The sequence below is a fragment of the Bradyrhizobium sp. USDA 4510 genome, assembly GCF_054059095.1.
On the sequence record NZ_JBSSBT010000001.1, the window covers coordinates 2,671,431 to 2,695,699 of the forward strand.

At 62.3% G+C, this 24,269-nt stretch carries 21 protein-coding genes; 8 read left to right on the forward strand and 13 right to left on the reverse strand.

Features of this window, described 5'->3' with window-relative positions:
• Positions 1-117: 117 nt before the first annotated feature.
• Together ACVMDN_RS11755 and ACVMDN_RS11760 are read right to left on the reverse strand one after the other, a co-directional pair.
• On the reverse strand, positions 118-1,107 hold the full coding sequence (locus ACVMDN_RS11755; RefSeq protein WP_456814278.1) for an acyltransferase family protein: 990 nt from the start codon (positions 1,105-1,107) through the stop codon (positions 118-120).
• 169 nt (positions 1,108-1,276) lie between these two features.
• A complete protein-coding gene (locus ACVMDN_RS11760) occupies positions 1,277-2,077 on the reverse strand; it encodes a sterol desaturase family protein (RefSeq protein ID WP_456814279.1) in 801 nt (266 codons plus the stop codon).
• A gap of 791 nt (positions 2,078-2,868) precedes the next feature.
• On the opposite strand from ACVMDN_RS11760, the gene ACVMDN_RS11765 reads away from it, so the two are divergent.
• Together ACVMDN_RS11765 and ACVMDN_RS11770 are read left to right on the forward strand one after the other, a co-directional pair.
• A complete protein-coding gene (locus ACVMDN_RS11765) occupies positions 2,869-3,195 on the forward strand; it encodes a DUF5658 family protein (RefSeq protein ID WP_456814280.1) in 327 nt (108 codons plus the stop codon).
• Positions 3,196-3,581: 386 nt separating this feature from the next.
• Positions 3,582-4,457, forward strand: coding sequence for an acyltransferase family protein (locus ACVMDN_RS11770; protein ID WP_456835199.1), 876 nt, complete (start codon positions 3,582-3,584; stop codon positions 4,455-4,457).
• 635 nt (positions 4,458-5,092) lie between these two features.
• Here the strand turns inward: ACVMDN_RS11770 and ACVMDN_RS11775 are convergent.
• From ACVMDN_RS11775 to ACVMDN_RS11785, 3 genes are all read right to left on the reverse strand, one after another.
• Positions 5,093-5,773: a hypothetical protein gene (locus tag ACVMDN_RS11775; protein ID WP_456814282.1), complete on the reverse strand. Its 681-nt coding sequence runs from the start codon at positions 5,771-5,773 to the stop codon at positions 5,093-5,095.
• 426 nt (positions 5,774-6,199) lie between these two features.
• Positions 6,200-7,240, reverse strand: a complete 1,041-nt coding sequence (locus ACVMDN_RS11780) for a hypothetical protein (protein ID WP_456835198.1) — start codon at positions 7,238-7,240, stop codon at positions 6,200-6,202.
• Positions 7,241-7,568: 328 nt separating this feature from the next.
• Positions 7,569-7,835 (reverse strand): hypothetical protein, encoded by a 267-nt coding sequence (locus tag ACVMDN_RS11785; protein ID WP_016846025.1) that lies wholly within the window; start codon positions 7,833-7,835, stop codon positions 7,569-7,571.
• Positions 7,836-8,258: 423 nt separating this feature from the next.
• Here ACVMDN_RS11785 and dinB point away from each other — a divergent pair, with 423 nt between their 5' ends.
• Both dinB and ACVMDN_RS11795 read left to right on the forward strand, forming a co-directional pair.
• Positions 8,259-9,506, forward strand: coding sequence for a DNA polymerase IV (gene dinB / locus ACVMDN_RS11790; RefSeq protein ID WP_456814284.1), 1,248 nt, complete (start codon positions 8,259-8,261; stop codon positions 9,504-9,506).
• 114 nt (positions 9,507-9,620) lie between these two features.
• Positions 9,621-9,830, forward strand: a complete 210-nt coding sequence (locus ACVMDN_RS11795; protein ID WP_057017092.1) for a hypothetical protein — start codon at positions 9,621-9,623, stop codon at positions 9,828-9,830.
• Between the two features lie 81 nt (positions 9,831-9,911).
• Here the strand turns inward: ACVMDN_RS11795 and pyk are convergent, their stop codons facing one another.
• The 6 genes from pyk to ACVMDN_RS11825 form a co-directional block, all read right to left on the reverse strand.
• Positions 9,912-11,327, reverse strand: a complete 1,416-nt coding sequence (gene pyk, locus ACVMDN_RS11800; RefSeq protein WP_057017093.1) for a pyruvate kinase — start codon at positions 11,325-11,327, stop codon at positions 9,912-9,914.
• A 3-nt stretch (positions 11,328-11,330) separates the two neighbouring features.
• Complete coding sequence (locus tag ACVMDN_RS11805) at positions 11,331-12,626, reverse strand: glycerate kinase type-2 family protein (RefSeq protein WP_456814285.1); 1,296 nt, start codon at positions 12,624-12,626, stop codon at positions 11,331-11,333.
• 30 nt (positions 12,627-12,656) lie between these two features.
• A complete protein-coding gene (oxlT, locus tag ACVMDN_RS11810) occupies positions 12,657-14,015 on the reverse strand; it encodes an oxalate/formate MFS antiporter (protein WP_229190205.1) in 1,359 nt (452 codons plus the stop codon).
• A 65-nt stretch (positions 14,016-14,080) separates the two neighbouring features.
• Positions 14,081-14,863, reverse strand: coding sequence for a fumarylacetoacetate hydrolase family protein (locus ACVMDN_RS11815; RefSeq protein WP_456814286.1), 783 nt, complete (start codon positions 14,861-14,863; stop codon positions 14,081-14,083).
• Positions 14,864-14,868: 5 nt separating this feature from the next.
• Positions 14,869-15,888 carry a 2-dehydropantoate 2-reductase gene (locus ACVMDN_RS11820; RefSeq protein ID WP_057017096.1) on the reverse strand — a complete coding sequence of 340 codons (1,020 nt, stop codon included), beginning with the start codon at positions 15,886-15,888 and terminating at the stop codon, positions 14,869-14,871.
• 85 nt (positions 15,889-15,973) lie between these two features.
• Positions 15,974-16,387, reverse strand: coding sequence for a CBS domain-containing protein (locus ACVMDN_RS11825; protein ID WP_456815239.1), 414 nt, complete (start codon positions 16,385-16,387; stop codon positions 15,974-15,976).
• Positions 16,388-16,625: 238 nt separating this feature from the next.
• On the opposite strand from ACVMDN_RS11825, the gene ACVMDN_RS11830 reads away from it, so the two are divergent.
• The 4 genes from ACVMDN_RS11830 to ACVMDN_RS11845 all read left to right on the forward strand — a co-directional run bounded on the left by ACVMDN_RS11830 (position 16,626) and on the right by ACVMDN_RS11845 (position 21,278).
• On the forward strand, positions 16,626-17,474 hold the full coding sequence (locus ACVMDN_RS11830) for an IclR family transcriptional regulator (protein ID WP_076826252.1): 849 nt from the start codon (positions 16,626-16,628) through the stop codon (positions 17,472-17,474).
• A 181-nt stretch (positions 17,475-17,655) separates the two neighbouring features.
• On the forward strand, positions 17,656-19,443 hold the full coding sequence (gene gcl / locus ACVMDN_RS11835) for a glyoxylate carboligase (RefSeq protein ID WP_168856846.1): 1,788 nt from the start codon (positions 17,656-17,658) through the stop codon (positions 19,441-19,443).
• Between the two features lie 36 nt (positions 19,444-19,479).
• Positions 19,480-20,265 (forward strand): hydroxypyruvate isomerase, encoded by a 786-nt coding sequence (gene hyi / locus ACVMDN_RS11840; RefSeq protein ID WP_057017099.1) that lies wholly within the window; start codon positions 19,480-19,482, stop codon positions 20,263-20,265.
• Positions 20,266-20,390: 125 nt separating this feature from the next.
• On the forward strand, positions 20,391-21,278 hold the full coding sequence (locus tag ACVMDN_RS11845; protein WP_168856845.1) for a 2-hydroxy-3-oxopropionate reductase: 888 nt from the start codon (positions 20,391-20,393) through the stop codon (positions 21,276-21,278).
• Positions 21,279-21,420: 142 nt separating this feature from the next.
• Here the strand turns inward: ACVMDN_RS11845 and ACVMDN_RS11850 are convergent, their stop codons facing one another.
• Together ACVMDN_RS11850 and ACVMDN_RS11855 are read right to left on the reverse strand one after the other, a co-directional pair.
• Positions 21,421-23,781: a xanthine dehydrogenase family protein molybdopterin-binding subunit gene (locus tag ACVMDN_RS11850; protein WP_456814287.1), complete on the reverse strand. Its 2,361-nt coding sequence runs from the start codon at positions 23,779-23,781 to the stop codon at positions 21,421-21,423.
• Between the two features lie 15 nt (positions 23,782-23,796).
• Positions 23,797-24,255, reverse strand: a complete 459-nt coding sequence (locus ACVMDN_RS11855; protein ID WP_076826263.1) for a (2Fe-2S)-binding protein — start codon at positions 24,253-24,255, stop codon at positions 23,797-23,799.
• Positions 24,256-24,269 lie beyond the last annotated feature (14 nt).

Sequence of the window (24,269 nt, forward strand, 5' to 3'; positions counted from 1 at the left end):
AAACCAGCCTGCCTGAAAATGGCAATAGCCTATCATCACAACCTATAATCTCTCAATAGAGCAGTCCGCTATAAGGTGCGAACGTTAACGGGCTTGCGCTGGGCTCAGGGCAGTGCGCTAAACCGCGCCTACGATACCTAGTGGGCTCGATCCGGTACCGGCAAATCTTCTTTTTGCGTAGCCGATGAGGGGCGCCTCGATCATGCGCCAGCTTATCTCCGCGGCGCAACACACAATCGGAAGAGCGACGAAGGCGGAGAATGGAACGCCGAGGTTAATGACCATGCCATACACAAACATATGGAATAGGTAGAGCGCATAGCAGCGGCGCCCCATCCAGATCAGCGGACGAAGCACCACCGGCCTCTTCGTTGTGGCGCCCGACCACACCGCAACGCAGCAGATCAATGCGACGACCGAGAGCGGGGGGAAGGGGGCAACCGTCACGAAATAGGCAACGTCGCAAAGTGGCGCCAGGCAGGCCAGGACCGCCCAAATGATACGGGAGCGGCAATAACCGCGCATAAAGCAGGCAAGCAGAACGCCACCGAATAGTTCATCCAAACGGCCGGGCAGGAGATACTCCCAGGACTGGTCATGCAAACCGGCGTCAAGCAGCCAGCGCCAGACCGGAGCGAGCAGCACGCCGATCCAAAGGACCCGGATCAGCCATTGGCGTGGCAGCCAATAAATGAGCACCGGCAGGAATAGGTAGAATTGCTCTTCGATGGCCAGCGACCACGTGATGAACGCTGGCTCCTGCAGAGGATAGCCGAATTGCAACCACGGCACTGCCTGAGCGAAGAACAGGTAGTAACCCCAGTGATCCGGAGGAGCGAGCACCAAGAGGAGCCAGTACAGCGGCAGAATCCGGAACGCGCGCCGTCCGTAGAAGGATGAGAAATAGCCGGGATGCTCACGGCCATCCAGTAGAATGCCGCCGATCAAGAAGCCGCTGAGGACGAAGAACAGGTCAACGCCGAACACGCCGAACGTGAACCCGAAGTAGTGGCGGGCGATGACAAGCGAAATCGCCAGTCCGCGGAGTGCGTCAAGCGGCTCAGAGCGATTCTGATGCTTGGTAAATTCTGGTTCCAAATTGCTCATCAAAAATTGGCCAGAACGTCGCGCAATAGCTGAAAATACCACTGTATTTCCGGGGTATGCAACTGCCAAGCCAACCGCTTGCTGCGGGATGACCGGCGCAAGCTATCTTGCAACTCTTGGCATGCGGTTCTTAACCTTGATCCAGTATTTCGAGCGGCCTGTGGGCTCCTTAAGCCAATTCATTCTCGGACTTTCGATGCCTCAAATGTCGGATTGGCCAAATCACACTGTTGATGACGTCCACTCGTTCAGCGGGCACGAGTCCCGTTGCAGGATACTCGTCTGGCTTCGGCACGAACGCCGTACCAAAAAGAATGTCCCAGAGTGGAAAAAAGGCAGCAAAGTTTTTGTCTCGATGCTCCGTCAGGACGGAATGATGGATGCGATGCCATTGCGGATTGTTGATCCAGGTAACAAACCGACCCAACGGGATACGCACGTTCAGGTGAGCGCAAGCGTCGGGAACAAAGAAAATAAAGGCAGCGGTAATTGCCATATCTGGCGGGACCCGAAGCAAGATCGCCAGAATTGGAAGAAAGGCGTCAGCCAGCACTCGCTCAAGCCAAAAATGTCGAGCACCGGTGATGAAGGTAACGGCGTTTGCGCTATGATGGAACGAATGCATCGACCAAAGGAACGGGATCGCATGCTGGAGGCGATGGAAAGTGTACTTGTAGAGATCCATTGCAACGACGACGAATCCAAGAGAGGCGTACCACCAGTAACCTTCGGTCGGTAATCGAAGCCAGCCAATCCCAGTATAGCTAGCTATCTTGCCAGCAATTATTGCTGCAATCGGCGCGAGCAAGCTTGCCAATCCGACATTCACAATAACCGCGAGCCAATCATCACGAAACTCGGAGTAGAGGACGTCCGCAATGGGCCACCTCGTCTCCAAGATGCGACTGCCGTAGATGACACCTACAAACACCGCCGCGAGAAACGCGACATTTGCGATCTCACTCGACATGAGGAACGACTCGCCAATTCAATCTGAGTCTCTGATCGGTAAGGCAGCCTGTTAAAATTCGCCTGCAGAAAATCAATTCCAATAAAAAGAGCGGTACGTAGAGAAAACGACTCCTCATAGATATTGAAGGCTATTTTTCCTTAAACTTTGGGTGAGCGCAAGAAGCGACCCTTGCAGGAATTGGCCCTGTTTTGGAGCGGAGAAAATTAACCCGACGCCCGGCGCTCCGGCCGATGGAGAGGCTCGAGCCGCCTGTTTTAACCATACGGGCTTGACGCAGGTTCGCCGAACCGGGCCGGTGCGAAGAGAAGTTTCGGCAAACCTTGGTAATGTTCTTTGTTTGTTCCGATCGGCGCGCCTGACGTTAACCAACGTTGTGTCTAGGTCGGCGCGTTAACTGATCCTTGCTTGCCTTGCATACCGCGATGAAACCCGGTCTCCGCGGACCGCGCTGAACCGCGGTCAAAATCCAGGGCGGCATTCTCGCCGGCCGCCTCAACGTGAGCTGCGAAATTCCGCGTAACCCGAAAACGCTGTTCAGGAGCGATTACCGAAGCGGCGGAGCCGCGGAGCCGCGGAAGCGGAGGGCGGGACGTCGTTCGCTCCACCGCAATCGGCCCAAGCCGGCTTTTTGGGGCAGGGACAATCCCGAGGGCGCGTCTTAAGCCATCCGGCCCGGAAAGCGACCTCAGCCGAAGCTTGCGAAAATATAAAGGTTTTTGGCTTAGACACCCTCCGATTGCGTCCTCGCTGATCCTTTTAACTCCGCCATTGCCGCAGGATCCTTTGATATGACCTCGCCAGGCATCTTCGGCACCGAAGGCCTAAAGGGGAATCGGGTCAAAGCACTCTTGGTGCTGTCCTGCTTGCTCCTGGGTTGCGCCGATCTCGTGACGACGAATGTGATCCTGGATCTGGGAATGGGCGAACTGAACCCATTCATGAGGCTGGCACAGACATGGCTCGGCGCCTGGTGGCTTATTCCCAAGCTCGGTCTAACGCTTCTGGTGACGGGGCTGCTTTGGCGCAGCAAGAACGTTTACAACGTGGCCCTTGTGGTGGCCTTCTGCTCTACGCCTGTACTGAACAATCTGCTCCTCATCGCTGGCACGAACTGACCCCGGCGCTTCGCCGATTGCAGCACAATGTCCGTAGCGGGTGAAGATGTCGTGTTTTTGTAGCTCGTGATCTGTCGCCTTCGTTTCTGATTTGCAGGGGAGCCGGAAGGCGCGGACGGCTCGGCCGATTTGGTCATGCCAGGGATATTGTTGGTGGGGACTTTGTCAGTTTCTTTGTTCGACTTGAAGCCCGTTTCTCCGCCCCGACCCGCACGATCTTGACGGCGGCGCGCGCAGGAGCGGTCAAGGACGCGCGCTTGCGCGCCCGCCAGGGCTTGTCCTTGACGGCTCCGAGCACGCCGCCAGGCTGAGGCGCGTCGGGGCTGATCTGCTGTCCGTCAGGCGCAAACCTCGCCAATCGATGCGGTCCAAGGAACACGCTGACGGTGCCATCGGGATACCCGCTGTACCTCGTCACGCTACTTATCGCCAGAGCATGCATAGTCTGGCCATTTCAGATCAATCCAAAAACATATCCGGTTAGCGCTGCAATTTCGGATGCTTCGCTCCAGACGGCCATGCTTAACGCGTGGCCCGTGATCGGCTCCGGCGTTCATTGGAACGCGCCAGCGTGGTCTATCTCCGTCGAATGGTTTTGCTACCTATTCCTGTTTCCACTGCTGCTACGGCTGGGAGCACCGAGATCCACACCCATTAGGCTGCTGTGCATCGTCCTGCTATCGTCTGCATCATACTCTATGTTCGTTCGCCACTTCGATGGCGAGTTAAGCGCCGCACAGCTACATCAGTCCGCCGATAAACTTAGCTATTGGGTAGACTTGATTCGCGGTGCATTTGGCTTCACTGCGGGATGGATCGTCTTTCTGTGCTACGAGCGGCGCGATGCGCTCTACACATTCTGCACAAAGTCACCGTCACTGATTTGGTCTGTGATCGCAATAATCATTGCGGTAGCCTATTGCGGCCGCATCAACCTGCAAGCTTTGGTTTTTGTGTATCCATTCGCAATTCTGGCGGCGACCGACCGAGCATCGATCGCGTCCCGGCTCCTTGGGTCAAGGCCATTGCACTTTCTCGGCGTGATCTCGTACTCGATCTATATGACGCACTTCATTCTGTTTATCGGGCTTATGGTCCTGTTCGGATCGCCTGACATCTGGCGATGGTTCGCATATCCTGCCGCGATCTTGATTTCATTTGCTGTCTTCTGGTTTAGCTATTTCTTGATCGAAAGGCCGGCACGCGAAGCCATACGACACATCCAAACAACCTCGACGTCGATCGTCAGCGCACCACCATAGCCGCAACCAGACATACCGACGCAATCGTGCTCAACGTCATGAGGCCGGGCATCATGGACGGGATTTGATCCGCCATAGCGATGTTGTGGGGATTGTTGCTCCAAAGCAGCCACATCCACCGCCTCATTTTCGCTCCGCGGGGGCGCTGCGGGCGCTTCTTTAGCAAGCTGACGCAGGCGATCTGACAAATGCCGCGCTCCGGCTGCACCGCAAGGGTGCGGAGGGTTGTGCGGCTATCGACACTCGCTGTCCGATCTATTCCTTGATGGCCTAGCTCGCGCAGATATCAGTCTGGCCCTGATCCCTGAAAGGGGCGGGCCCATTTGCAGTTGAAGCATCGGGAGGTTCACTTTCCGATGCTCCGATGCCGCCCGGAGGCAAGGCTAATTCCATTTCGCGCCCCTTCGGGCAAATCGTTTTCTTTGAAAGAGCGATAGCCCAACGCGTGAAATGATTCTGTGCGTAGATACTTCGATACTTCTGCGCAGATCTAGTTCGGCATCAGCACGGCATCGACGCAGCGGCTGTTTCGTGCGCTGATGATGATCGCGCCATTGCGAGGCGCCAATTTCGCGCCGAGCAGTCGCGGCACCTCGTCCTGGCCAAGACGAACTGAACTCGCGAGAACGGTCGCGCTAGGCCTGAAAGCGCTGCTTCTTAATCTCTCTGATGAGCACCAGTCGCCTGGCCTGCGCGGCATTGAGCAGGCCCTCGAACAAGACGAAGACTTCGCGCGCCTGGATGTAGACGTCGGTGTTGATGGCGTGCTGATCGAAGCCGTACGATGTCAGACGCGCCTCGATTTCGGTCGTGGCGACAGGATCGAGCCGCCAACTCAGCGCGTTTTGACGTATGTAGTACTCGGCCTCATATTCACTTTTGAATTGCTGGTAGACATCGGCAGCCCAGGGCGGGGGACCGACGTGTTTGACAAGCCGCACGGCGAGGTGCATCGGCGTGCCATGCGGTACTTCGATGACGGAACAGCTTACGATGTCAGGCGGTGGATCGAGCAATTTGGCGCGCTTGCATTCCGGCAGAAACAGCTTGATCGCGGGGATTTTGCCCGCGACCACACGCTTGAACAGCCCGTGCAGCATCGCCTGGTGCGGATGCAGTTTGGTGATTTTGCCATCGATGCGAGCCTCGATCGACCGCTCCAGCAGCGCCGCAATATCAGGCGAGCGCTGTTTGCTTGCACGCCGGTTCGGCTGCGCCCGTACCCCAAAGCGGGTCGCCTTGGGCGGTTTGCCGTAACCAACCTCGTAGGCCTCGCTGCGCGGCTCGCCGGGCGCCTCATCGCCGTCTTTGCTCATTGCGCCGCTCCATCTTTCGCACCGCGGACGCGAGCGACACCTTGGGGCACAGCCCAAGAGCCAACGCACGCCGAAGCGCGGTTAACCGCGTTCAGTTGTGATCATCATCGATTTGGTTTCTGGGGGGCTACCGGTTAGGATCGGCCGGGCGGCTCAAAATTAGATATAGGCCCGGATTTTTGATCGTCAAACATATTTGGCGATGAGGTTAATATGCAAGGCGGCGGCGCCCTGCGGCAGGCACCTTGGGGCAGGAGGTTTGCCGCGCCCGCAGCGAAATTTCCCGTACCGCGAACGCCAATTTTCCAGCGACGCGTTTGTCGGGAATCGCCCGAAAAAATCCCAATCTCCCAGTGGCTTGGCGCAAGAGATTGGGAGCGAATGGGTCACATTCTTCGAACTTGCCCTGTTAATTCCCGTAAGGTGCTAGTTCGGCATCAGCACGGCATCGATGCGGCGGCTGTTTCGTGTGCTGATGACGATGGCGCCGTTGCGGGTCGCGAATCTCGCGCCGACAAGACGCGGCACCTTCTCCGTTAGCGATGAAGGCAGCGGAATCATTCCGCCGGTGACGGGATCGCCGACATTGATCGGCGCGACGGCTGCGCCGGCCGAAGGCGCGGCCTTGATGTACTCCCTGATCAACTGAATCTCTTCACGCGAGAGGTTGAGCGCGGCCTGTTCGCCTGCGCCGTCAGGCAGCTTCTTTTCCGCCTCGGCCTTGTCTTGCGCATCTTGCTGCTGGGCAGCCTCGCGTTTTGCGACTTCGACCTGTTCGAGTCTGGTGAGGCGTTCCCTCAGCGGCGCGATCTCCCGCCGCAACGCGGCAATGTCCGACTTCAGCGAAGAGAGCTGACCAAGCGCAATCGCGGCGGCAACGCAAGCGACGACCGAGATCAGGCTGAGGCACGCCACCGCCAGCCCCGTCAATCCGCCTCGACGATCGGCACGACGATCCCCGACATCCTCCGCGGGTCGCCGTCGCCGCGCGGCGGCGAATTTCGGCCTGATCGTGCCGAGCAAGCTGACCAGACCGGACAGCCGCGCAGCCACCACCCGGTTCGCCTCTTGAAAGGCGCCGAATGCAGGCGCAGGGACGACCGGAGAGTGCGCCGAGGGGATGCCGGGAGCGGTAGCCGAACGGCCCGCGCCGGATGGCTGGCGGTCGTCGTGGTCCTCGCGCGTCATACCGGGGAGCTCGAGATCAACGTCGTCGGGGCGGTCGATCGCAGTATCTGCAACGTAATGGCGCGTGTCGGCCGCAGCGGCGTCCAATCGCTCCGTTTCCTGTTGATCGGGTCCTTGTTCGATGCGGGCGGTTTCAAGCGAGCGCCACAGCGAGAGTCCCGAATCGGTGATCTGCAGGCCCGCGTCGTTGATCGATGCCCATCCCGATTGGAAGACGTCGGCATCGCCAAGCTCGGACGGCCGCTTCGACTGCGTGGCTTCATCGCCGGCCGCGATCATACGCTTGACCTCCCGGCTGACCTCGTCGATCGCGATCCGCTGCCCGGGCTTTGCGGCCAGCACACTCAGGATCGCCAGATTGAACCTCATGCGGCGCCTCGCGATGCCCCATCAACCGGCCGTGCCGCCGTTCCGCTCCCGTGCAGGCGACGTGCGAGCCTCAGCGGGGTCGAAGCGGATCAATCATGCCGGCGCGGACGTCGGTCAGTCAGGGAGTCAAGCAAGTGTACCGGCTCGCCAAGGGGCAAACAATCCGGCACCAGACCTACGACAGATGGATAAGTCGGCCCGCAAACGCGACGCGTCGGGATCGCGTTCGTTGCGCGCCTCAGAGAAACTCGCGAAGCCTGGAAAGCTCGATCACATGCTCGGGCGACAGCACGTCGGGGACGAGGGGAGGCTGCGACTTGGTCCGGATCTCGTAAAGATGTCGCGTCTTCTCGGGCTTGCCCATGAAATCCCGAATGCATTGGTCGAGCGTTCCATTGACGACCATATAGGGCGCGCGATCCTCTCGCCTCGAGTTGTTGAGAGAAGGCCATTTGTAAAGGTGGGCCGCAGCTTGGAAGTCCACCTGATGGGATTGGTCGGTCATTGCAAAATATCTACCCGAAAAAGCCCTGCGCGGCAAAGTCAGCCGGCTGATGAGCGAGCTGGTGCGGCAATACGCGCAAGCTGCGGTCGTGCATCGCAGAAGCCGCCGTCATGCATCTCGAACGATCCGCCGATGTGCCTCGCGTCGATGCCTCGCAGCAACTCCCGCTTCGATCTCCTGCGGACCGAGATCGGGGGCGATCGGGCGAAGCCGGCTGAAGGGAGCGCCGGCAGATCCTCTCGCGCGGCAAGCGCGCGCGCAGCGTGGCAACGCGCGTTGACGACCCGGCGTCGTTCGCGGCGCCAGCGGCCGCAATGACATGCTGGATTGACTCGATTTCAGATTGTTCCTATTTTGTTCTATTGTCAATTTCCACGTCCGGAGACGGGCGGCTTCGGTCAGGTCAGGGATGAACGGGTCGAGATGGCAGCCGCAGCCACCATCCTTCATGCGGACCTGGATGCATTTTACGCATCGGTCGAGCAGCTGCTCGAGCCGTCGCTGCGCGGCAAGCCGATCGCCGTCGGGGGCGGGGTTGTGCTGGCGGCGTCCTATGAGGCCAAGGCCTTCGGAGTGCATGGCGGCATGTCGGGGCGGGAAGCGCGCCAACTGTGCCCGCAACTGGTTTTCGTCGGCGGCCATTTCAGCGATTACCAGCGGTTGGGTGACGCGGCCATCAAGGTGATCGGCGACTTCACGCCGCTGGTCGAGCGAATTTCGATCGACGAGGCGTTTGCGGACGTTGCCGGCTGCACTCACCTGTTCGGAACGCCTGCCGAAATAGCCGCGTCGATCCGGTGGCGCGTACGCAGCGAGCTCGGCCTTCCGATCTCGGTCGGCGTCGCCCGCACCAAGCATCTGGCGAAGATCGCCTCGCAGGTCGCAAAGCCCGACGGACTTGTCGTCGTTGATCCCGACGCCGAGCTGAGCTTCCTTCACGAATTGCCGGTTGAGTTGATGTGGGGAGTAGGGCCGGTCACGAGGACCCGGTTGGACGCGATCGGCGTAGCGACGATCGGTCAGCTCGCCAAATTGTCGGAACGGTCGCTGACGCACTTGCTCGGTCCGGCAGCGGGCGAGAAACTCGCCGCGCTGGCCTGGAATCGCGATCCGCGACAGCTCAAGCCACACCGGCGCGCGCGATCGGCGGGGGCACAATCGGCGCTTGGCCGAAAGCCTGCGATCGAGCAAGTCATCCGGCCCACGCTGCTTCATCTCGCCGACCGCGTCGCCACGCGGCTTCGGGCGAAATCACGGCCTGGACGAACCGTGACGGTGCGCGTCCGTTTCGCCGACCTGAAGTCGGTGACGCGCTCGATGACGATCGATGCGCCGGTGTGCACGACCATCGTCCTGGCCCGGCTCGCCGAGAATCTCGTGCGCGCTGCTCTTGCCGACCATCCCGGCGAGAAGATCATCTCGCTGCTGGCGATCTCGGTTTCGCATCTCGAGGAGCATTGGGATCTTGCACTGGAGCTTCCACTCGGACTGGAGGACGAAGCGCTTCGGCCTGGAAGTCCGACAGGGATGGCCCGCTGGGCGGCGGACCGTGCGATCGACAAGATCCGCGATCGCTTTGGCTGGGAGGCGATCGGATATGGTTCAGCGGCGCTGGAGGCGGTTCATTCGGTGCCCGACGCGTTTCGCAAGCTTGCCGAGAGAGATCTCTAGCGTTCGCCGGTTCACGTATCCGTCACTGCATTAAGAAAAGGCAATTTGGAATCGCGCGCTTGTGAGTGGCGACCCCGTACGGTCGGCTTATTTTGAGCCCGCGGAGGGACAGCCATGAAGTACAGCGCCGAACTGATCCAGACGATGCGCGAAGCGTTGGATGCGGTCATGGCAAGCGTGCCGGCGGATCAATCCGTGTTCGGTCTCAAGGCCGCTGTTGCGGAATGCATTCTGCGAGCCGCAGCTCACGGCCAGACATCGTTCGACGGGCTCGTGACGTCGGCATCCGATCAGCTTCAGTCGATCATCTCGATGCTGACCTAGGCGATCGGGATGCGCGCGACCGTCGCGTTCACCTCGCCGCGCGGTGCGCTGATGATGCAATCGCTCGGGCCGACGGTTCTCTCAGGGCAGCGATACGACCCGTAGATTGTTGGTTGTTCCCGCTTGTCCAAAGGGAATGCCGGCGACCACGACCAGCAGATCGCGACTCGATGCAAACTGCTCTGCATGCGCGAATGTTGTTGCGCGCTCGACCATCTCCTCATAGCTCTGAACGTCGTCGGAAAGCACGCTGTGAGCCCCCCAAAGCAGGCACAGGCGGCGGGACACTTCGCGGCTTGGGGTGATGGCGAGGATCGGGCGGCTCGGCCGCTTCCGCGCGACGCGTGCGGCCGTGGTGCCGCTCGACGTATAGGCCACAATGGCTGCGGCGTGAACCACGGAGGCGAGATCGGCCGCCGCCGTTGCCACGGCATGCGGTGGCGTTTGCTCTTCGCCGGGCTGGGTCGCCTCGACGATCGAGCGGTACATCTTGTGTTGTTCGGTGCTGCGGATAATGCGGTCCATCATCTCGACCGCCTCGCGCGGATATCGGCCTGTCGCGGACTCCGCCGACAGCATCACGGCGTCTGCGCCATCATAGATGGCGGTCGCAACATCGGAGACTTCCGCACGTGTCGGCGTCGGGGCCGCGACCATCGAGTCCAGCATTTGCGTGGCGACGATCACGGGCTTCACCGCGAGACGGCAGGCCCGCACCAGCTCCTTCTGGCGCCCCGGCACGTCCTCATGCGGGATTTCGACGCCGAGATCTCCCCGCGCAACCATGATGGCGTCGCACAGCTGGATGATATCGTCGATCCGTTCGAGCGCTGCCGGCTTCTCGATCTTGGCCATCAGGCCAGCGCGGTCCCCGACGAGGCCTCTCGCCTCGATGATATCCGAGGGCTTCTGCACGAACGACAGCGCAACCCAATCCACGCCAAGTTTCAGGCCGAACTCCAGATCGAGGCGATCCTTCGCGGTCAGCGGTGAAAGATCGAGGACCGTACCCGGCAGATTGACGCCCTTGTGATTCGAGATCGTGCCGCCGACGATCACCTTGGCTTCGATGAAATCGTCACCGAGCCCGGTAACGCGAACGCGGACCCTGCCGTCGTCGATCAGAAGGTCATGGCCGGGGGCAACGGCGGCAAAGATCTCCCGATGCGGGAGGGGAATTGCGGTTCGGTCGCCTTCCGATCCGGACAAGACGAACCGAATGGTCTCTCCGGCCATTGCGGCGATCTTTCCATCGCGCAAGGTGCCGACGCGGATCTTCGGGCCCTGGAGGTCCATCAGGATGCCGATCGGCCGGCCGACGTCCTGTTCCAGCTTTCGGATCGCCGCGTGAATGCGTGCGTGATCGCTCTGTGTTCCGTGACTGAAGTTCAGGCGGAACGTATCGACGCCCGCCAGCAGCAGTGCCTCGAGCATCTCGGGGGAACTGCTTGCTGGACCAACGGTTGCAACGATCTTGGCTCGTCGATGACGACGCATGAATCACCTCGTCGGTGGCTGGCCGGCTGCGATCAGCACGGCACGGATATCATTGACGTTCGTAAGCGTCGGCCCGGTGCGCACGAGGTCTCCAAGGCGGTCGAAGAACGTGTAGCTGTCATGAGCAGCCAGGTACGCTCGTGCGTCAAGCAGATTCGCGGCGGCGCGCCGCAGCGTATCCGGACCGATCAAAGCGCCAGCCGCATCTTCCGTTCCATCAATTCCATCGCTGTCGCCCGCAACGGCCCAGATATCGGATGCGCCGGACAGGGCGACGGCAAGCCCCAGCAGGAATTCGGTGTTGCGGCCGCCGTGTCCCGCCGGTCCGCGCCCGATCGTCACCGTCGTCTCGCCTCCGGACAGCAGCACCGCGGGGGCAGGGCCCGGCTGCGCATATCTCGCGACCGACCGGGCGATGCCGGCCATCACGGTTCCGAGTTCCCATGCCTCGCCCTCGATCGCGTCTCCAAGGATGATCGGCGTCAGGCCTTCGTCCCGGGCGGCGCTGGCCGCAGCGTCAAGTGCATGGAATGGAGCGGCAAGGATGCGGACATCAGCATCGATCTCGCCGGGCTTGGGTGTCTCGTCCGCTTGTTCGAGCACAAGCCGCGCCGCTTCCGGCAGGTCGATTGCAAAGCGGCCAACGATCTCCAGCGCAGCGGCTTTCGTGCTGCTGTCCGGCAGCGAGGGACCGGAGGCAATCGCCGCGGGATCGTCGCCGGGAATGTCTGAGATCACAAGGGTCGTGACGCGGGCGGGACGGGCGGCCAGCGCCAGCCGACCGCCCTTGATCGCGGACAGATGTTTGCGGACGACGTTCATCTCGGCAATCGTCGCGCCGCTTGCAAGGAGTGCCCGGTTGACCGCCTGCTTGTCGGCGAGAGTCATCGGAGATGCCGGCAGGGTCATCAGCGCCGAGCCACCGCCGGACATCAGGGCGATGACGAGATCGTCTGCAGAAAGCCCCTCGACGGCGCGCAGCATGCGAAGGGCCGCGGTCCTGCTCGTGTCATCCGGCACGGGGTGAGACGCTTCGAGCACTTCGATACGGCCGGCTGGAACCGAATGGCCGTGGCGCGTGACGACGACGCCGGAAAGCGCGACGTCAGGCCATGCCGCGTCGAGGCCCGCAGCCATTGCCGCCGACGCCTTACCCGCGCCGACGACGATGCATCTGCCCCTCGGCTTTGCCGGCAGGGCGTCGGCAATCGTGATCCTCGGATCGGCGCTCGCGATGGCGGCGTCGAAGATTCGCCGCAGGGCGGTCCGAGCCCGCACATCCGTCCATCTGTCGTTCAATCGCTTGCGCTCCGGCCGATAGGTCTCTTGTTATGGCGCCTTCTCGAGACGGTCGTAAGACATGGGTGCCTCAAGTCGACCGCCTTCACCGGGAAAGACCTTTGCGCGAGCGATTGCGGCACTTGCCGTCGCTTCACTGCCGAGAATGAACGCGCGCCGCATCGGCTTGATCAGGAACAACGCGGTGAGGGCAGCGGTCGCATTGAGTGCAACCGCGACGATGAACACGGCCTGCCAGCCGAGCTGGGAAGAGATGATGCTCGCGAGCGGCACGAGCAGCGCCGCCGTGCCCTTCGCCGTATAGAGCATGCCGTTGTTGGTGGTTGCATATTTGGCGCCGAACGTGTCGCCCGACGTCGCGGGAAACAGGCTGTAGATTTCGCCGAAGACGCCGAAGTAGATCGCCGTGGCCAGCACGAAGACAACCGGAATGTGACCGTAGGTGGACAGCGTCAGCAACATCAGCGCCGCTGTCGCGAACGCGATGAACATCGTGTGCTCGCGCCCGATATTGTCGGAGACCCAGCCAAAGAGCGGACGGCCGAAACCGTCGAAGACGCGATCGAGCGAGATGGCAAACGTCAGTGCCGCCATCTGGAAGCCCGCCAGGGTGACCGGCGTGTCCGCGATCTTGAAGTCATGGGCGATCGGCCCGATTTGCGCGGCGGTCATCAAGCCGCCGGAAGCCACCATGACGAACACCACGTACATGACCCAGAAGACCGGGGTGCGCAACACCTGGGGCGGAGTGTAGTCGATCGCACTCTGCGGCAGATTGAGACGCTTTTTCCTGGGTGCTTCGACGCCATGCGGTGGCCGGACGAACCAGGCCAGCAGGATGACGATGAGGCCTTGTCCGATCCCGAAGGTCAGGAAGGTGCTCTGGTAGCCGCTGGCGGCAATCATGTTGGCAATCGGTACGACGGTGAGGGCCGCACCGGCGCCAAACCCGGCGGCGGTTGCTCCTGCGGCCAGGCCGCGCCGGTCCGGAAACCATTTCAGGGCATTGCCGACGCAAGTGCCGTAGACGGCGCCGGCACCGATGCCCGCGACGACAGCTGCCGCATAAAGCGTGACGAGAGAGGAGGCGTATGAGTTCATGATCCAGGCCAACCCGATCATCAGCCCGCCGAACATGATGACGATGCGGGGGCCGTATTTGTCCACGAACCAGGCCTCCACCGGCACAAGCCATGTCTCCGTCATCACGAAAATCGTGAAGGCGAGCTGGATGGCCGGACGGCCCCAGTGAAACTTCGCGTCGATCGGATCAACGAACAGCGTCCAGCCATATTGCAGGTTGGCGATCATCGCCATGCAGACGATGCCGATCGCCAGTTGCAGCCAGCGGAAGCCGCCGGGCGATGATGCCGGGTTGGTGGAGATCATGTACGCTCCTAAGGCAGATAATCGTCGTTTGGGCCGGCTGCGTCGGGTTGTCGTCCCGCCGCAGCCTACTGACGGAATTCGTTGGTCAACTCGCCGATTCCGTCGATCGCGACGGTGACCGTGTTGACGGGCTCCTTCATCACCCCGACGCCAATCGATGTCCCGCAGCAGATCAGGTCGCCCGGCAACAGCGTCATGTCGTGCGAGATCTTGCTGACCAGCGTCTGTGCGCTGAAGATCATGTCCGCGATCGGGTAGTTCTGGCGCTCGACGCCGTTCAGAATGGTGCGCACCACGAGGCGTGCGGGGTCGAGGCCTGACGCAATCACGGGGCCGAACGGGCCGTATCCATCGAAGCCCTTGGCCCGCGCCCATTGCGGGAAGGTCGGGTCGCGATTGAGGATGTCCGCGGCGGTGACGTCGTTGGTGCAGGTGTAGCCGAAGATGAAGGCGTCGGCCTGCTCGGGCGCGACCGCCGTGCAGCTCCTGCCGATGACGATGCCGAGTTCACCTTCGTAGGTCGTCTTGCCATCATAGCCCAAGGGACGCCTGATGACGGCACCAGGCGCGGTGACGCTGGTCGGCGCCTTCAACAGGTACAGCGGTTCGGCAGGCTCAGGTGATTTCAGCTTCTCCGCAAGCGCGTGAAAATTGTTCCAGAGCGCGATGACCTTGCTCGGTTGCGTCGGGGCGAGCAGCTCGACGTTGTCCAGCGCCAGCGTTTGTCCAGTCGGTCGCATGTCGCCGAACATGTCCCCTTCGTGCACGGAGATGCCGGATGGAATGAGTTGCCCGAAGCCGATTTCGGCATGGTGGCGGAAGCGGACCCAGCGCGTAACATTGGCCATCGGGATCACGCCACCGCCAGCGTTTCTGCTGCTGCGGCGCCGGCCGCCCCGTCATAGAGGCCGGCCAGCCTGGTGCGCTGCGCGACCAGGGCCAGCACCGCATCGAGGGCGGGCGTCGCGATTCCTGTCATCCGGCCCATCTCCTGCACCACGGTGATCAACGGATCGATCTCGACCGGACGTCCGCGCTCGAGATCCTGCAGCATCGAGGTCTTGTGCGCGCCGACCTTGCGCGCACCTTCGATGCGGCGTTCGACATCGACCCGAAACTTGACGCCGAGGCTTTCCGCGATCGCCTGCGCCTCCAGCATGATCGCCCGGGACAGCGCGCGCGTGCCCGGATTGCTGCAGATCACGTCGAGCGTCGCGTGGGTGAGGGCGCTGATCGGGTTGAAACAGACGTTGCCCCAAAGCTTGAGCCAGATCTCGTCACGGATACGGTCGAGGACCGGAGCTTTCATGCCCGCGGCCACGAACAGCTCGGAAAGTTTCTGGACGTCGGATGTGATCTCGCCGGAGGGCTCGCCCAGCGGAAAGTTGTTGCCGTAGACATGGCGGATCACGCCGGGCGCCTCGATCTCGGTGGCGGGGTACACCACACAGCCGATCGCGCGCTCGGGGCCGAGCTCGTTCCACTGCTGACCGCCAGGATCGATGCTCTCGAGCGTCGATCCTTCGTGCCGACCACCGTGCTTGTGGAAATACCAATAGGGAATGCCGTTGACGGCGGTGACGATGCGGGTCCGATCGCCCAGCAGCGGCCGCATGGGCTCGATGACACCGGTGATCGAATGCGCCTTGAGGCAAATGATGACGTAATCCTGCTCGCCGAGTTCGGCGGGGTTATCGGTGCAGCGAGGATGCACGACGCGCTCCTCGTCGCCGATCAGGAGTTTCAGGCCGTTCTGCCGCATTGCGGCGAGATGCGCACCCCGCGCGACCAGGCTGACATCGGCACCAGCACGCATAAATTCGACACCGAGATAGCCGCCGATCGCGCCGGCGCCGTAGATGCAGATTCTCATTCGATCCTCGCAAGCAGAGTGGGGACACAGCAGGAGCCGCAGCGGCTCGAACCGAGTAGCGTGGCAATGGCCTTGGGCAAGTCTGTCAGGCCGCGCAGGCGGCTTCCTCGAAAGCAAGGGTGATGTCCCGCATGCTCACGACGCCGACGAGCCGGCCGTTGTCGATGACGGGGACATGGCGGATTCCATGACGGGCCATGAGGCGCTCGACATCCGTGAGCGCATCTTGCGAATTGCAGGACAGCAGCGGCCGCGGCGAGATGAATTGCGCGACTTTCATCGCAAGACCATTAGTGCCGCGCTCGGCGATCACAGCGACGACGTCGCGCTCGCTGAACATCCCGATCACGGCGGCGTCCTTGCTGCGCGAGGCGTTCCTGACCACGAGGGCGCCGACATTGCTCGCGTACATCAGGTTCGCCGCAATGCTCACGGTTTCGTTCGAGCCGATCGTCAGCACGTGCGCATTGTTGGCGCGAAGGATGTCCCCGACGTACATGGCATCGTCCTCCCGGTTGCTTGATTTGGTTGTTGTGAAGCGATCGTGGTATACATTATCCCAGAAGTCAAACAAAAGAATCGAGCCATTTGCCAAGAAGAATGGCAAAAATACTGACCTATTCGTGAGTATTGTCGCCTTGACTCCATGGCCTTTTGGTATGCCATATGCCAATTCTGAAGCTCGCTCTCGACGAGCAATTTCGTTCTGAACCGCAACCGGTTAGGGGCAGGTCGTGATGAAAAGAGAGCCGATCCGGCGCAAGCCGTCCGATCCCGATCTTCGCGCGCAGCCGGAGCTGGACGCGCGCGACGGCGGTGTTCAGTCCGTTGATCGCGCCATGCAAATCCTGGAGACACTTGCAGAGGATGATGAAGGCTATCGGCTGACCGATCTGGCGATCCGCACCGGCCTGTCTCCCTCGACCGTACATCGGCTGCTGACCACGCTCGAGAACCGCAGGTTCGTTCAATTCGACCGCGACGAATCCAAGTGGCACATCGGCGCGCAAAGCTTCGTGGTCGGCTCGACCTTCGTGCGCCGGCGGAATTTTGCCGCGCAGGCACTGCCTTATCTGCGCAAGCTGCGCGACCAGACCCGGGAAACGGCCAATCTTGCCGTGGTCGACGATGAATCCATCATCGTCGTGTCCCGCATTGAAAGCCGTGAGATCATGCGCTCGCTGACCAAGGTCGGCGGACGCGTCGCGATGATCGCCTCGGGAGTGGGCAAGGCGGTGCTGGCTACCTATTCCGATGCAGACGTCAACGCGATCATTCGCCGTCAGGGCATGCCGCGGCTGACGGAAAAATCGATCGTGCGGCCCGGCGAGTTGTTCAAGGAATTGGAGAGCGTGCGGCGTCAGGGTTATGCGGTGGATGATGAAGAGGCGCGCATCGGCCTGCGCTGCGTGGCCGCGGTCGTCTTCAACGATTGCAACGAGCCATATGCCGCAATCTCGGTATCCGGCATGGCGGACAGGCTGACGAACGAACGCTTGCCCGAGATCGGTACGATCGTGCATCGGATCGCAGCCGAACTCACGGCCGAACTTCGCGGGAACCGCACGCAGCAAGCGCAGGCGTAGGGCGGGCTGCAATTCCGTCCGCAACAATTTCCATTTCTACGCTGACGCTAATCGTTTGAAGACGCGCAAGAAATCGCGAGCGTTGCCACAGCGCGGAAATTCCAATCGATTGCGTTGAGATCGATGCTCGCGGGCCTGATGATCCTGCTCAGGCCAACTCATAGCGAAGCGGGATCATTACATGAAGATGCGAGCAGTCGATGCAGCAGTGCGCATTCTCCAACGCGAAGGGATCACGTGCGCATTCGGCGTTCCCGGCGCAGCGATCAATCCGCTTTACTCCGCACTGAAGCGCAACGGCTCGATCCAGCATATTCTGGCGCGGCACGTCGAAGGCGCCTCGCATATGGCGGAAGGCTATACCAGGGCGAAGGCGGGCAATATCGGCGTCTGCATCGGCACATCGGGTCCGGCCGGCACCGACATGATCACCGGCCTCTACTCGGCGATCGCTGATTCCATTCCGATCCTCTGCATCACCGGTCAGGCGCCGCGGGCGCGGCTCTACAAGGAGGATTTCCAGGCCGTCGACATCGAGTCGATCGCAAAACCAGTGACGAAATGGGCCGTCACCGTGCGCGAGCCGGCGCTGGTGCCGCGCGTGTTCAGCCAGGCTTTCCATGTCATGCGGTCGGGGCGGCCGGGACCGGTGCTGATCGACCTTCCGCTCGATGTGCAACTGGCCGAGATCGAGTTCGACGACGAGACCTATTCACCGTTGTCGGTCTACAAGCCGACGGCGACGCGCAAGCAGATCGAGAAGGCACTCGAGATGCTGAACGCCGCGGAGCGGCCGCTGATTGTGGCCGGCGGCGGCGTGATCAACGCCGATGCATCCGAGCTGCTGGTCGCCTTTGCCGAAGCGGTCAACGTTCCGGTCGTTCCGACGCTGATGGCCTGGGGCGCTATTCCTGACGATCATGCGCTGATGGCAGGCATGGTCGGCTTGCAGACCAGCCATCGCTACGCCAACGCCACGATGCTCGAATCCGATTTCGTGCTCGGCATCGGAAATCGCTGGGCCAACCGGCATACCGGCTCGATCGAGACCTACACGAAGGGCCGCAAATTCGTGCATGTCGACATCGAGCCGACGCAGATCGGGCGGGTCTTCAATCCGGACCTCGGTATCGTCTCCGACGCCAAGGCCGCGCTGGAAATGTTCGTGAGCGTCGCCAGGGAGTGGCGGAAGTCCGGGAGGCTGCGCGATCGGCAGGCCTGGCCCGCCGCCTGTCGCGACCGCAAGCGTTCGATGCTGCGCAAGAGCCACTTCGAAAACATCCCGATCAAGCCCCAGCGCGTCTACGAGGAAATGAACAAGGCCTTTGGCCGCGACACCTGCTACGTGACCGTGATCGGATTGTCGCAGATCGCTGGGGCCCAGTTCCTCAACGTCTACAATGCGCGCAACTGGATCAACGCCGGGCAGGCCGGTCCTCTCGGCTGGACACTGCCGGCCGCGCTTGGCGTGCGTGCCGCCGATCCCGACCGCGACATCGTCGCGCTGTCGGGTGACTACGACTTCCAGTTCCTGATCGAGGAGCTCGCGGTCGGGGCGCAGTTCAATCTGCCCTACATCCACGTCGTTGTGAACAATTCATATCTCGGCCTGATCCGGCAGGCGCAGCGCGGCTTCGACATGGACTATCACGTCCAGCTCTCGTTCGAGAACATCAACGCGCCCGAGATCGGCGGTTACGGCGTCGACCATGTGGCCGTCGCAGAGGGTTTGGGCTGCAAGGCGATCCGGGTCACCGATCCGAACGACGCGCAGGCGGCGTTCGCGACCGCACGCGAGCTGATGGCGAAGCATCGCGTGCCCGTGGTCGTGGAGTTCATTCTCGAGCGAGTCACCAATATCGCGATGGGAACGGAGATCGACAACATCGTCGAGTTCGAAGAGGTGCTCGATCTTCCGCTCGATGACGTGCCGAGCGCATCACGATCCGGCACGCTGTTGCCGGCCTGACCACATCTTTCATCGCTTCAAGCGGAGATACGACCCGTGCCTCAATTTGCCGCCAATCTCACCATGCTCTTCAACGAGCTGCCGTTCCTCGATCGGTTCGCGGCCGCCAAGGCGGCCGGCTTCAACGCAGTCGAGTATCTTTTTCCTTATGACTTCGAAAAGGGCGCGTTGCGGGAGGAATTGGCGCGCTGTGGGCTGACCCAGGTGCTGCACAATCTTCCAGCCGGCAACTGGGCCGCCGGTGAGCGTGGCATTGCGATCCTGCGCAATCGGGTCGATGAATTTCGCGACGGGGTGGTGCGCGCAATCGACTACGCAAAGGCGCTGGATTGCCGGCAGCTGAACTGCCTGGTCGGCATCGCTCCAGCCGATACGGATAGGGCAGACCTGCAGGAAGTCCTCGTGTCCAACCTGCGCTTCGCCGCAGGCGCGCTCGCCCAGCATGGCATCAAGCTCCTGGTCGAACCGATCAACACGCTCGATATTCCCGGCTTCTTCCTGAGCCGTACGGAACAGGCGGTGCAGCTCATTTCCGAGGTTGGCTCATCCAATCTGTTCATCCAGTACGACATCTATCACATGCAGATCATGGAAGGTGATATCGCGCGGACCCTGCAGAAGCATCTCGGCCGGATCGCGCATGTCCAGCTCGCCGACAATCCGGGCCGTTATGAACCGGGAACCGGCGAAATCAACTACTCCTATCTGTTCAAGCATCTCGACAGCATCGGGTATCGGGGCTGGATCGGGTGCGAATACAAGCCGCGGACGACCACGCTCGAGAGCCTGGGCTGGCACGCCGCACAGACTTTCGTGACCTAGAGCCTGTTCCGTTCCGATTGAATCGGGACGGAGCTCTGGAATTTTATTTAACGCGGTTTCTTCACGCGAGGCGAGAGTCGCTCGCCGAAAAAACGCCTTCATCCGGCTGACAGGGAGCAACGACAATGAAAGACATCGGATTCATCGGACTTGGCACCATGGGACGTCCGATGGCCGGCCACCTCCTGGCTGCCGGCTATCGTCTGTTCCTGCACGACGTCGTACCTGTTGCGCCTGAGTTGATCGCGGCCGGCGGTATCGCTTGCGAGTCCGCCAAGCAGGTGGCGCAGGAGGCGGACGCCGTGATCATCATGGTACCGGACACTCCGCATGTCGAAGCCGTGCTGTTCGGTCAAGGCGGCGTCGCGGAGGGCATCTCCAAAGGCATGATCGTGACGGATATGAGCTCGATCTCTCCGCTGGCGACGAAGGAGTTTGCACGCTGGATCGATGCGCTCGGGGCCGATTATCTCGACGCGCCGGTCTCCGGCGGCGAAGTAGGTGCAAAGGCGGCCAGCCTGACCATCATGGTTGGCGGGCGGGAGCGGGCGTTCAATGCGATGAAGCCCCTGTTTGAAACGATGGGGAAGAATGTCACGCATGTCGGCGGCAACGGCGACGGCCAGACCACCAAGGTTGCGAACCAGATCATCGTGGCGCTGACCATCGAGGCGGTGAGCGAGGCGTTGCTGTTCGCCTCCAAGGCCGGGGCCGACCCCGCATTGGTGCGCCAGGCGTTGATGGGCGGCTTCGCGTCGTCCCGGATCCTCGAAGTGCACGGCGATCGCATGCTGAAGCGCAATTTTGATCCGGGCTTCCGCATTGAGCTGCATCAGAAGGACCTCAACCTCGCGCTGGAAGGGGCGCGCGCGCTTGGCTTGTCGCTGCCAGGCACTGCCGCAGCCCAGCAGCTGTTCAACGCCTGTACCGCCCTCGGCGGCAAAAGCTGGGACCATTCCGGCATTCTGAGAGCGCTGGAGGTCATGGCGGGCCACGAGGTCGCGGCTGCCTGAGCGCCGCGGAGGGGAATGGACGAAAATATCGTGGGCCTGGTCGGTGCGGGGACGGTAGCGCCTAACTGCCACGGATCAGGCGCCTGGCGCCCAAGTCGGTCGCTCAGCGTTCGGATTGTTTGCTGGGCATTCTCTGATGTCCCTAGGGCCACTGGTGAGGACGAACAAGGTTGTCCGCCCACACCTCGGCAATGTGAGACAGTGCCAGACCCGGCTTGCGCTCGAGCAGAAGCTCGAGCACGCGCGGCGGCGTTAGGGGTAATTCCTGCACCCGCTTTCCTGTCGCGTTGGCAACGGCGCAGGCGACGGTGGCGCCGACATTGAGGATCGGCACCTCGCCGGCGCCCTTGGTGCCGAGCGGCCCCACCGACGCCGCACCCTCATAGAGGCTGATCTCCACCGGTACGACGTCGAGCGCAAGCGGTACGCGGTAAGTCTCAAAGCCGCTTTGACTGACACGGCCATTGCTGCCGATCGTCACCTCCTCGTGCAGGGCGTAGCCCAGGCCCTGCGCGACGCCGCCCTGGATCTGGCCGTGGATTGCGCGTGGATTCAGCGCACGGCCGACGTCCTGGACCACGCGATAGCTTAGCACCTCGACATGCCCGGTCTCCGGATCGACGGCGACCTCGCAGTCGTGGACGGCGAAGACGGGGATGTCGATCGCGTCGATGAAATGACCGGCAACGCAACCGGGCATCGCCGGCACGCCGGCGCCCGTGAAGGCGCCGGTGCCGGCGACCGGTCCGCCCAGCGCTTGAGCGCGGGTCGCGACCTCCGCGACGGTGCGGCCGGAGCCCGGCGCACCCGCGATCTCGATCCGACCATCGCGCATGACGAGATCGCCGGGCGCGGCCTCGATCATCTCGGAGGCGATCCTCAAAAGCTTCGTGCGCACCTCCTGTGCCGCCGACAGACTGGCGGCGCCGAGCGAGACGGTGGTGCGGCCGCCACCGACGCCGACATCATAACCGGCCGCATCGGTATCGGCGGCGCGGACGATCACTTGCTCGGGCGCGATGCCGAGCGTGCTGGCAACGATCTGCGGCAGACTCTGCATCATCGAGCCGGATCCGATCTCGACACCCGACGTGACCAGGGTCGCCGTGCCGTCGGCATTCATGTTCACCGTCGCGGCCGATGGGCCGACGAAGACGAACCAGGTGCCGACGGTGGTCGCGCGTCCAAGGAGCTTGCCGTCGGTGCGCGCCGGCAGCGGCGCTGCCGCGTCGCGCAACGTATCCATCCGGTCGAGCATCGGGCCGAGCACATCGCCTTCGAATACCTGGCCGGTGGCGCCGAGATCCTTGTCGCCGAGCACGTTGCGGCGCCGGAAAGCAAGCGGATTCATTCCGATCCGCGCTGCGATCTCGTCGGTGTGCCGCTCGAGCGCGAAGGTGTTGTAGACGCCATTGCAGCAGCGGAACGCGCCGTTCGGCGCCGTGTTGGTATAGACCGCGCGCGAGACCATGCGCACGCTGCCAAGCCTGTAGTTTCCGCCGAGCGTGTGTGCGGTCATGGTGGTCAGGAAGATCTGTTCGCCGCCATAGGCGCCGCAGTCCATCAGCACGACCGCCTCGCGGCCCACGATTTCTCCGTCGCGCGTCACCGCCGAGCGGATGCGAATATCGGCGTTCTCGCGGAACAGGCAGGTCAGCATCTCGTCCTCGCGGGAATTGACGAGGCGAACCCGCCGGCCGCTGGCGCGGGCGAGGAGGGCGGCGAAGGGCTCAACCGCCAGATCGAATTTGAGACCGAAGCCGCCGCCGACCGGCGGCACAGTGACGCGCACTTGCGATGCCGGCACGCCCAACGCGCGCGCGGTTGCATTGCGGACGCTCCAGGGAACCTGCGTCGACGTCTCGATATGGAAGCGGCCGTCCTCGTAGCTTGCGACGACCGCACGCGGCTCGAAGGCCACGTGGTTCTGCCGGCCGACGCGATAGAAACTTTCGACGATCTCGACGTCAGGCCGCGCAAAGGCGGCGTCGACGTCGCCGCGAACGACGGTCGCCTCCCAGGCGACATTGCCCGCACGCGCGCCGCCTTCGACCAGGACCTCATAGCCGCGCCAGTCCGGATGAACCAGCCGCGCATCTGGTGCCAGCGCCTCCGCCATGGTCAATATTGCGGGGAGTTGCTCGATTTCCACGTCGATCGCCGCGAGCGCGGCCTGCGCCTGCGCCAACGTGACGGCAGCGACCGCGGCAAGCGGTTCGCCGTCGTAGCGAATGACATCGCGGGCGAACAGCGGGTGATCGGCGATGCCGATGCCGATCATGCCGGGCGCATCCGACGCCGTCACGATCGCACGTACCCCCGGCATGCGGGCAGCCCTCGACGTGTCGAGGCGAATGATCCGGCCCGAAGGCAGGCCGGCACGCAGCACCGCGGCGTGCAGCATGCCGGGCAGATATCGATCGATGGTGTAGCGCGTACGGCCACGCAGCTTGTCGGCGGCGTCCCGCCGCCGCAAATCCATCGTCGCGGAAACGTCGGACATGCTTGCGCCTCCCGATTATGCGTTGGCCAAGGCGAGCAGCGTCGCCTCGACGATGCGTTCGTATCCCGTGCAGCGGCAGATGTTCCCGGTCAGTGCGGCCCGGATATCGTCACGGGTGGCGTCAGGCCGGGTCGTCAAGAGATGCGTCAGGCTCACCACCATGCCGGGAAAGCACATGCCGCATTGGACCGCATCGCTGGCCTCGAGGGCCGCCTGGATGCGGTTCAGTTCGCCGTGAGGCGCAAGGCCTTCGACGGTGCGGATCTCGCGGCCATCGGCGAGCGCGGCGGGCAACAGGCACGATGGCGTCGGCTCGCCGTCGACCAGCACCATGCAGGCACCGCAAAAGCCTTCGCGACAGACCGGTTTCGCGCCGGTCAGATGCATCTCCTCACGCAGAATGTCGATCAGCGGCGTGGCGGGGTCGGCCACGGAAGAGAGGCGATCACCGTTCACTGTCAAGTTGAATCCCATGTCGATCCCCACCG

What these genes read in the sequence shown, in the direction of transcription:
- ACVMDN_RS11825 (WP_456815239.1), bottom strand. Translation starts at nt 16,387, where the DNA reads ATGTACGTCGGGGACATCCTTCGCGCCAACAATGCGCACGTGCTGACG.
- ACVMDN_RS11820 (WP_057017096.1), bottom strand. Translation starts at nt 15,888, where the DNA reads ATGAGAATCTGCATCTACGGCGCCGGCGCGATCGGCGGCTATCTCGGT.
- ACVMDN_RS11815 (WP_456814286.1), bottom strand. Translation starts at nt 14,863, where the DNA reads ATGGCCAATGTTACGCGCTGGGTCCGCTTCCGCCACCATGCCGAAATC.
- ACVMDN_RS11765 (WP_456814280.1), top strand. Translation starts at nt 2,869, where the DNA reads ATGACCTCGCCAGGCATCTTCGGCACCGAAGGCCTAAAGGGGAATCGG.
- dinB (WP_456814284.1), top strand. Translation starts at nt 8,259, where the DNA reads ATGGCAGCCGCAGCCACCATCCTTCATGCGGACCTGGATGCATTTTAC.
- oxlT (WP_229190205.1), bottom strand. Translation starts at nt 14,015, where the DNA reads ATGATCTCCACCAACCCGGCATCATCGCCCGGCGGCTTCCGCTGGCTG.
- ACVMDN_RS11755 (WP_456814278.1), bottom strand. Translation starts at nt 1,107, where the DNA reads ATGAGCAATTTGGAACCAGAATTTACCAAGCATCAGAATCGCTCTGAG.
- ACVMDN_RS11850 (WP_456814287.1), bottom strand. Translation starts at nt 23,781, where the DNA reads ATGTCCGACGTTTCCGCGACGATGGATTTGCGGCGGCGGGACGCCGCC.
- gcl (WP_168856846.1), top strand. Translation starts at nt 17,656, where the DNA reads ATGAAGATGCGAGCAGTCGATGCAGCAGTGCGCATTCTCCAACGCGAA.
- ACVMDN_RS11785 (WP_016846025.1), bottom strand. Translation starts at nt 7,835, where the DNA reads ATGACCGACCAATCCCATCAGGTGGACTTCCAAGCTGCGGCCCACCTT.
- ACVMDN_RS11780 (WP_456835198.1), bottom strand. Translation starts at nt 7,240, where the DNA reads ATGATCGCGGCCGGCGATGAAGCCACGCAGTCGAAGCGGCCGTCCGAG.
- ACVMDN_RS11845 (WP_168856845.1), top strand. Translation starts at nt 20,391, where the DNA reads ATGAAAGACATCGGATTCATCGGACTTGGCACCATGGGACGTCCGATG.
- pyk (WP_057017093.1), bottom strand. Translation starts at nt 11,327, where the DNA reads ATGCGTCGTCATCGACGAGCCAAGATCGTTGCAACCGTTGGTCCAGCA.
- ACVMDN_RS11795 (WP_057017092.1), top strand. Translation starts at nt 9,621, where the DNA reads ATGAAGTACAGCGCCGAACTGATCCAGACGATGCGCGAAGCGTTGGAT.
- ACVMDN_RS11775 (WP_456814282.1), bottom strand. Translation starts at nt 5,773, where the DNA reads ATGAGCAAAGACGGCGATGAGGCGCCCGGCGAGCCGCGCAGCGAGGCC.
- ACVMDN_RS11830 (WP_076826252.1), top strand. Translation starts at nt 16,626, where the DNA reads ATGAAAAGAGAGCCGATCCGGCGCAAGCCGTCCGATCCCGATCTTCGC.
- ACVMDN_RS11760 (WP_456814279.1), bottom strand. Translation starts at nt 2,077, where the DNA reads ATGTCGAGTGAGATCGCAAATGTCGCGTTTCTCGCGGCGGTGTTTGTA.
- ACVMDN_RS11855 (WP_076826263.1), bottom strand. Translation starts at nt 24,255, where the DNA reads ATGGGATTCAACTTGACAGTGAACGGTGATCGCCTCTCTTCCGTGGCC.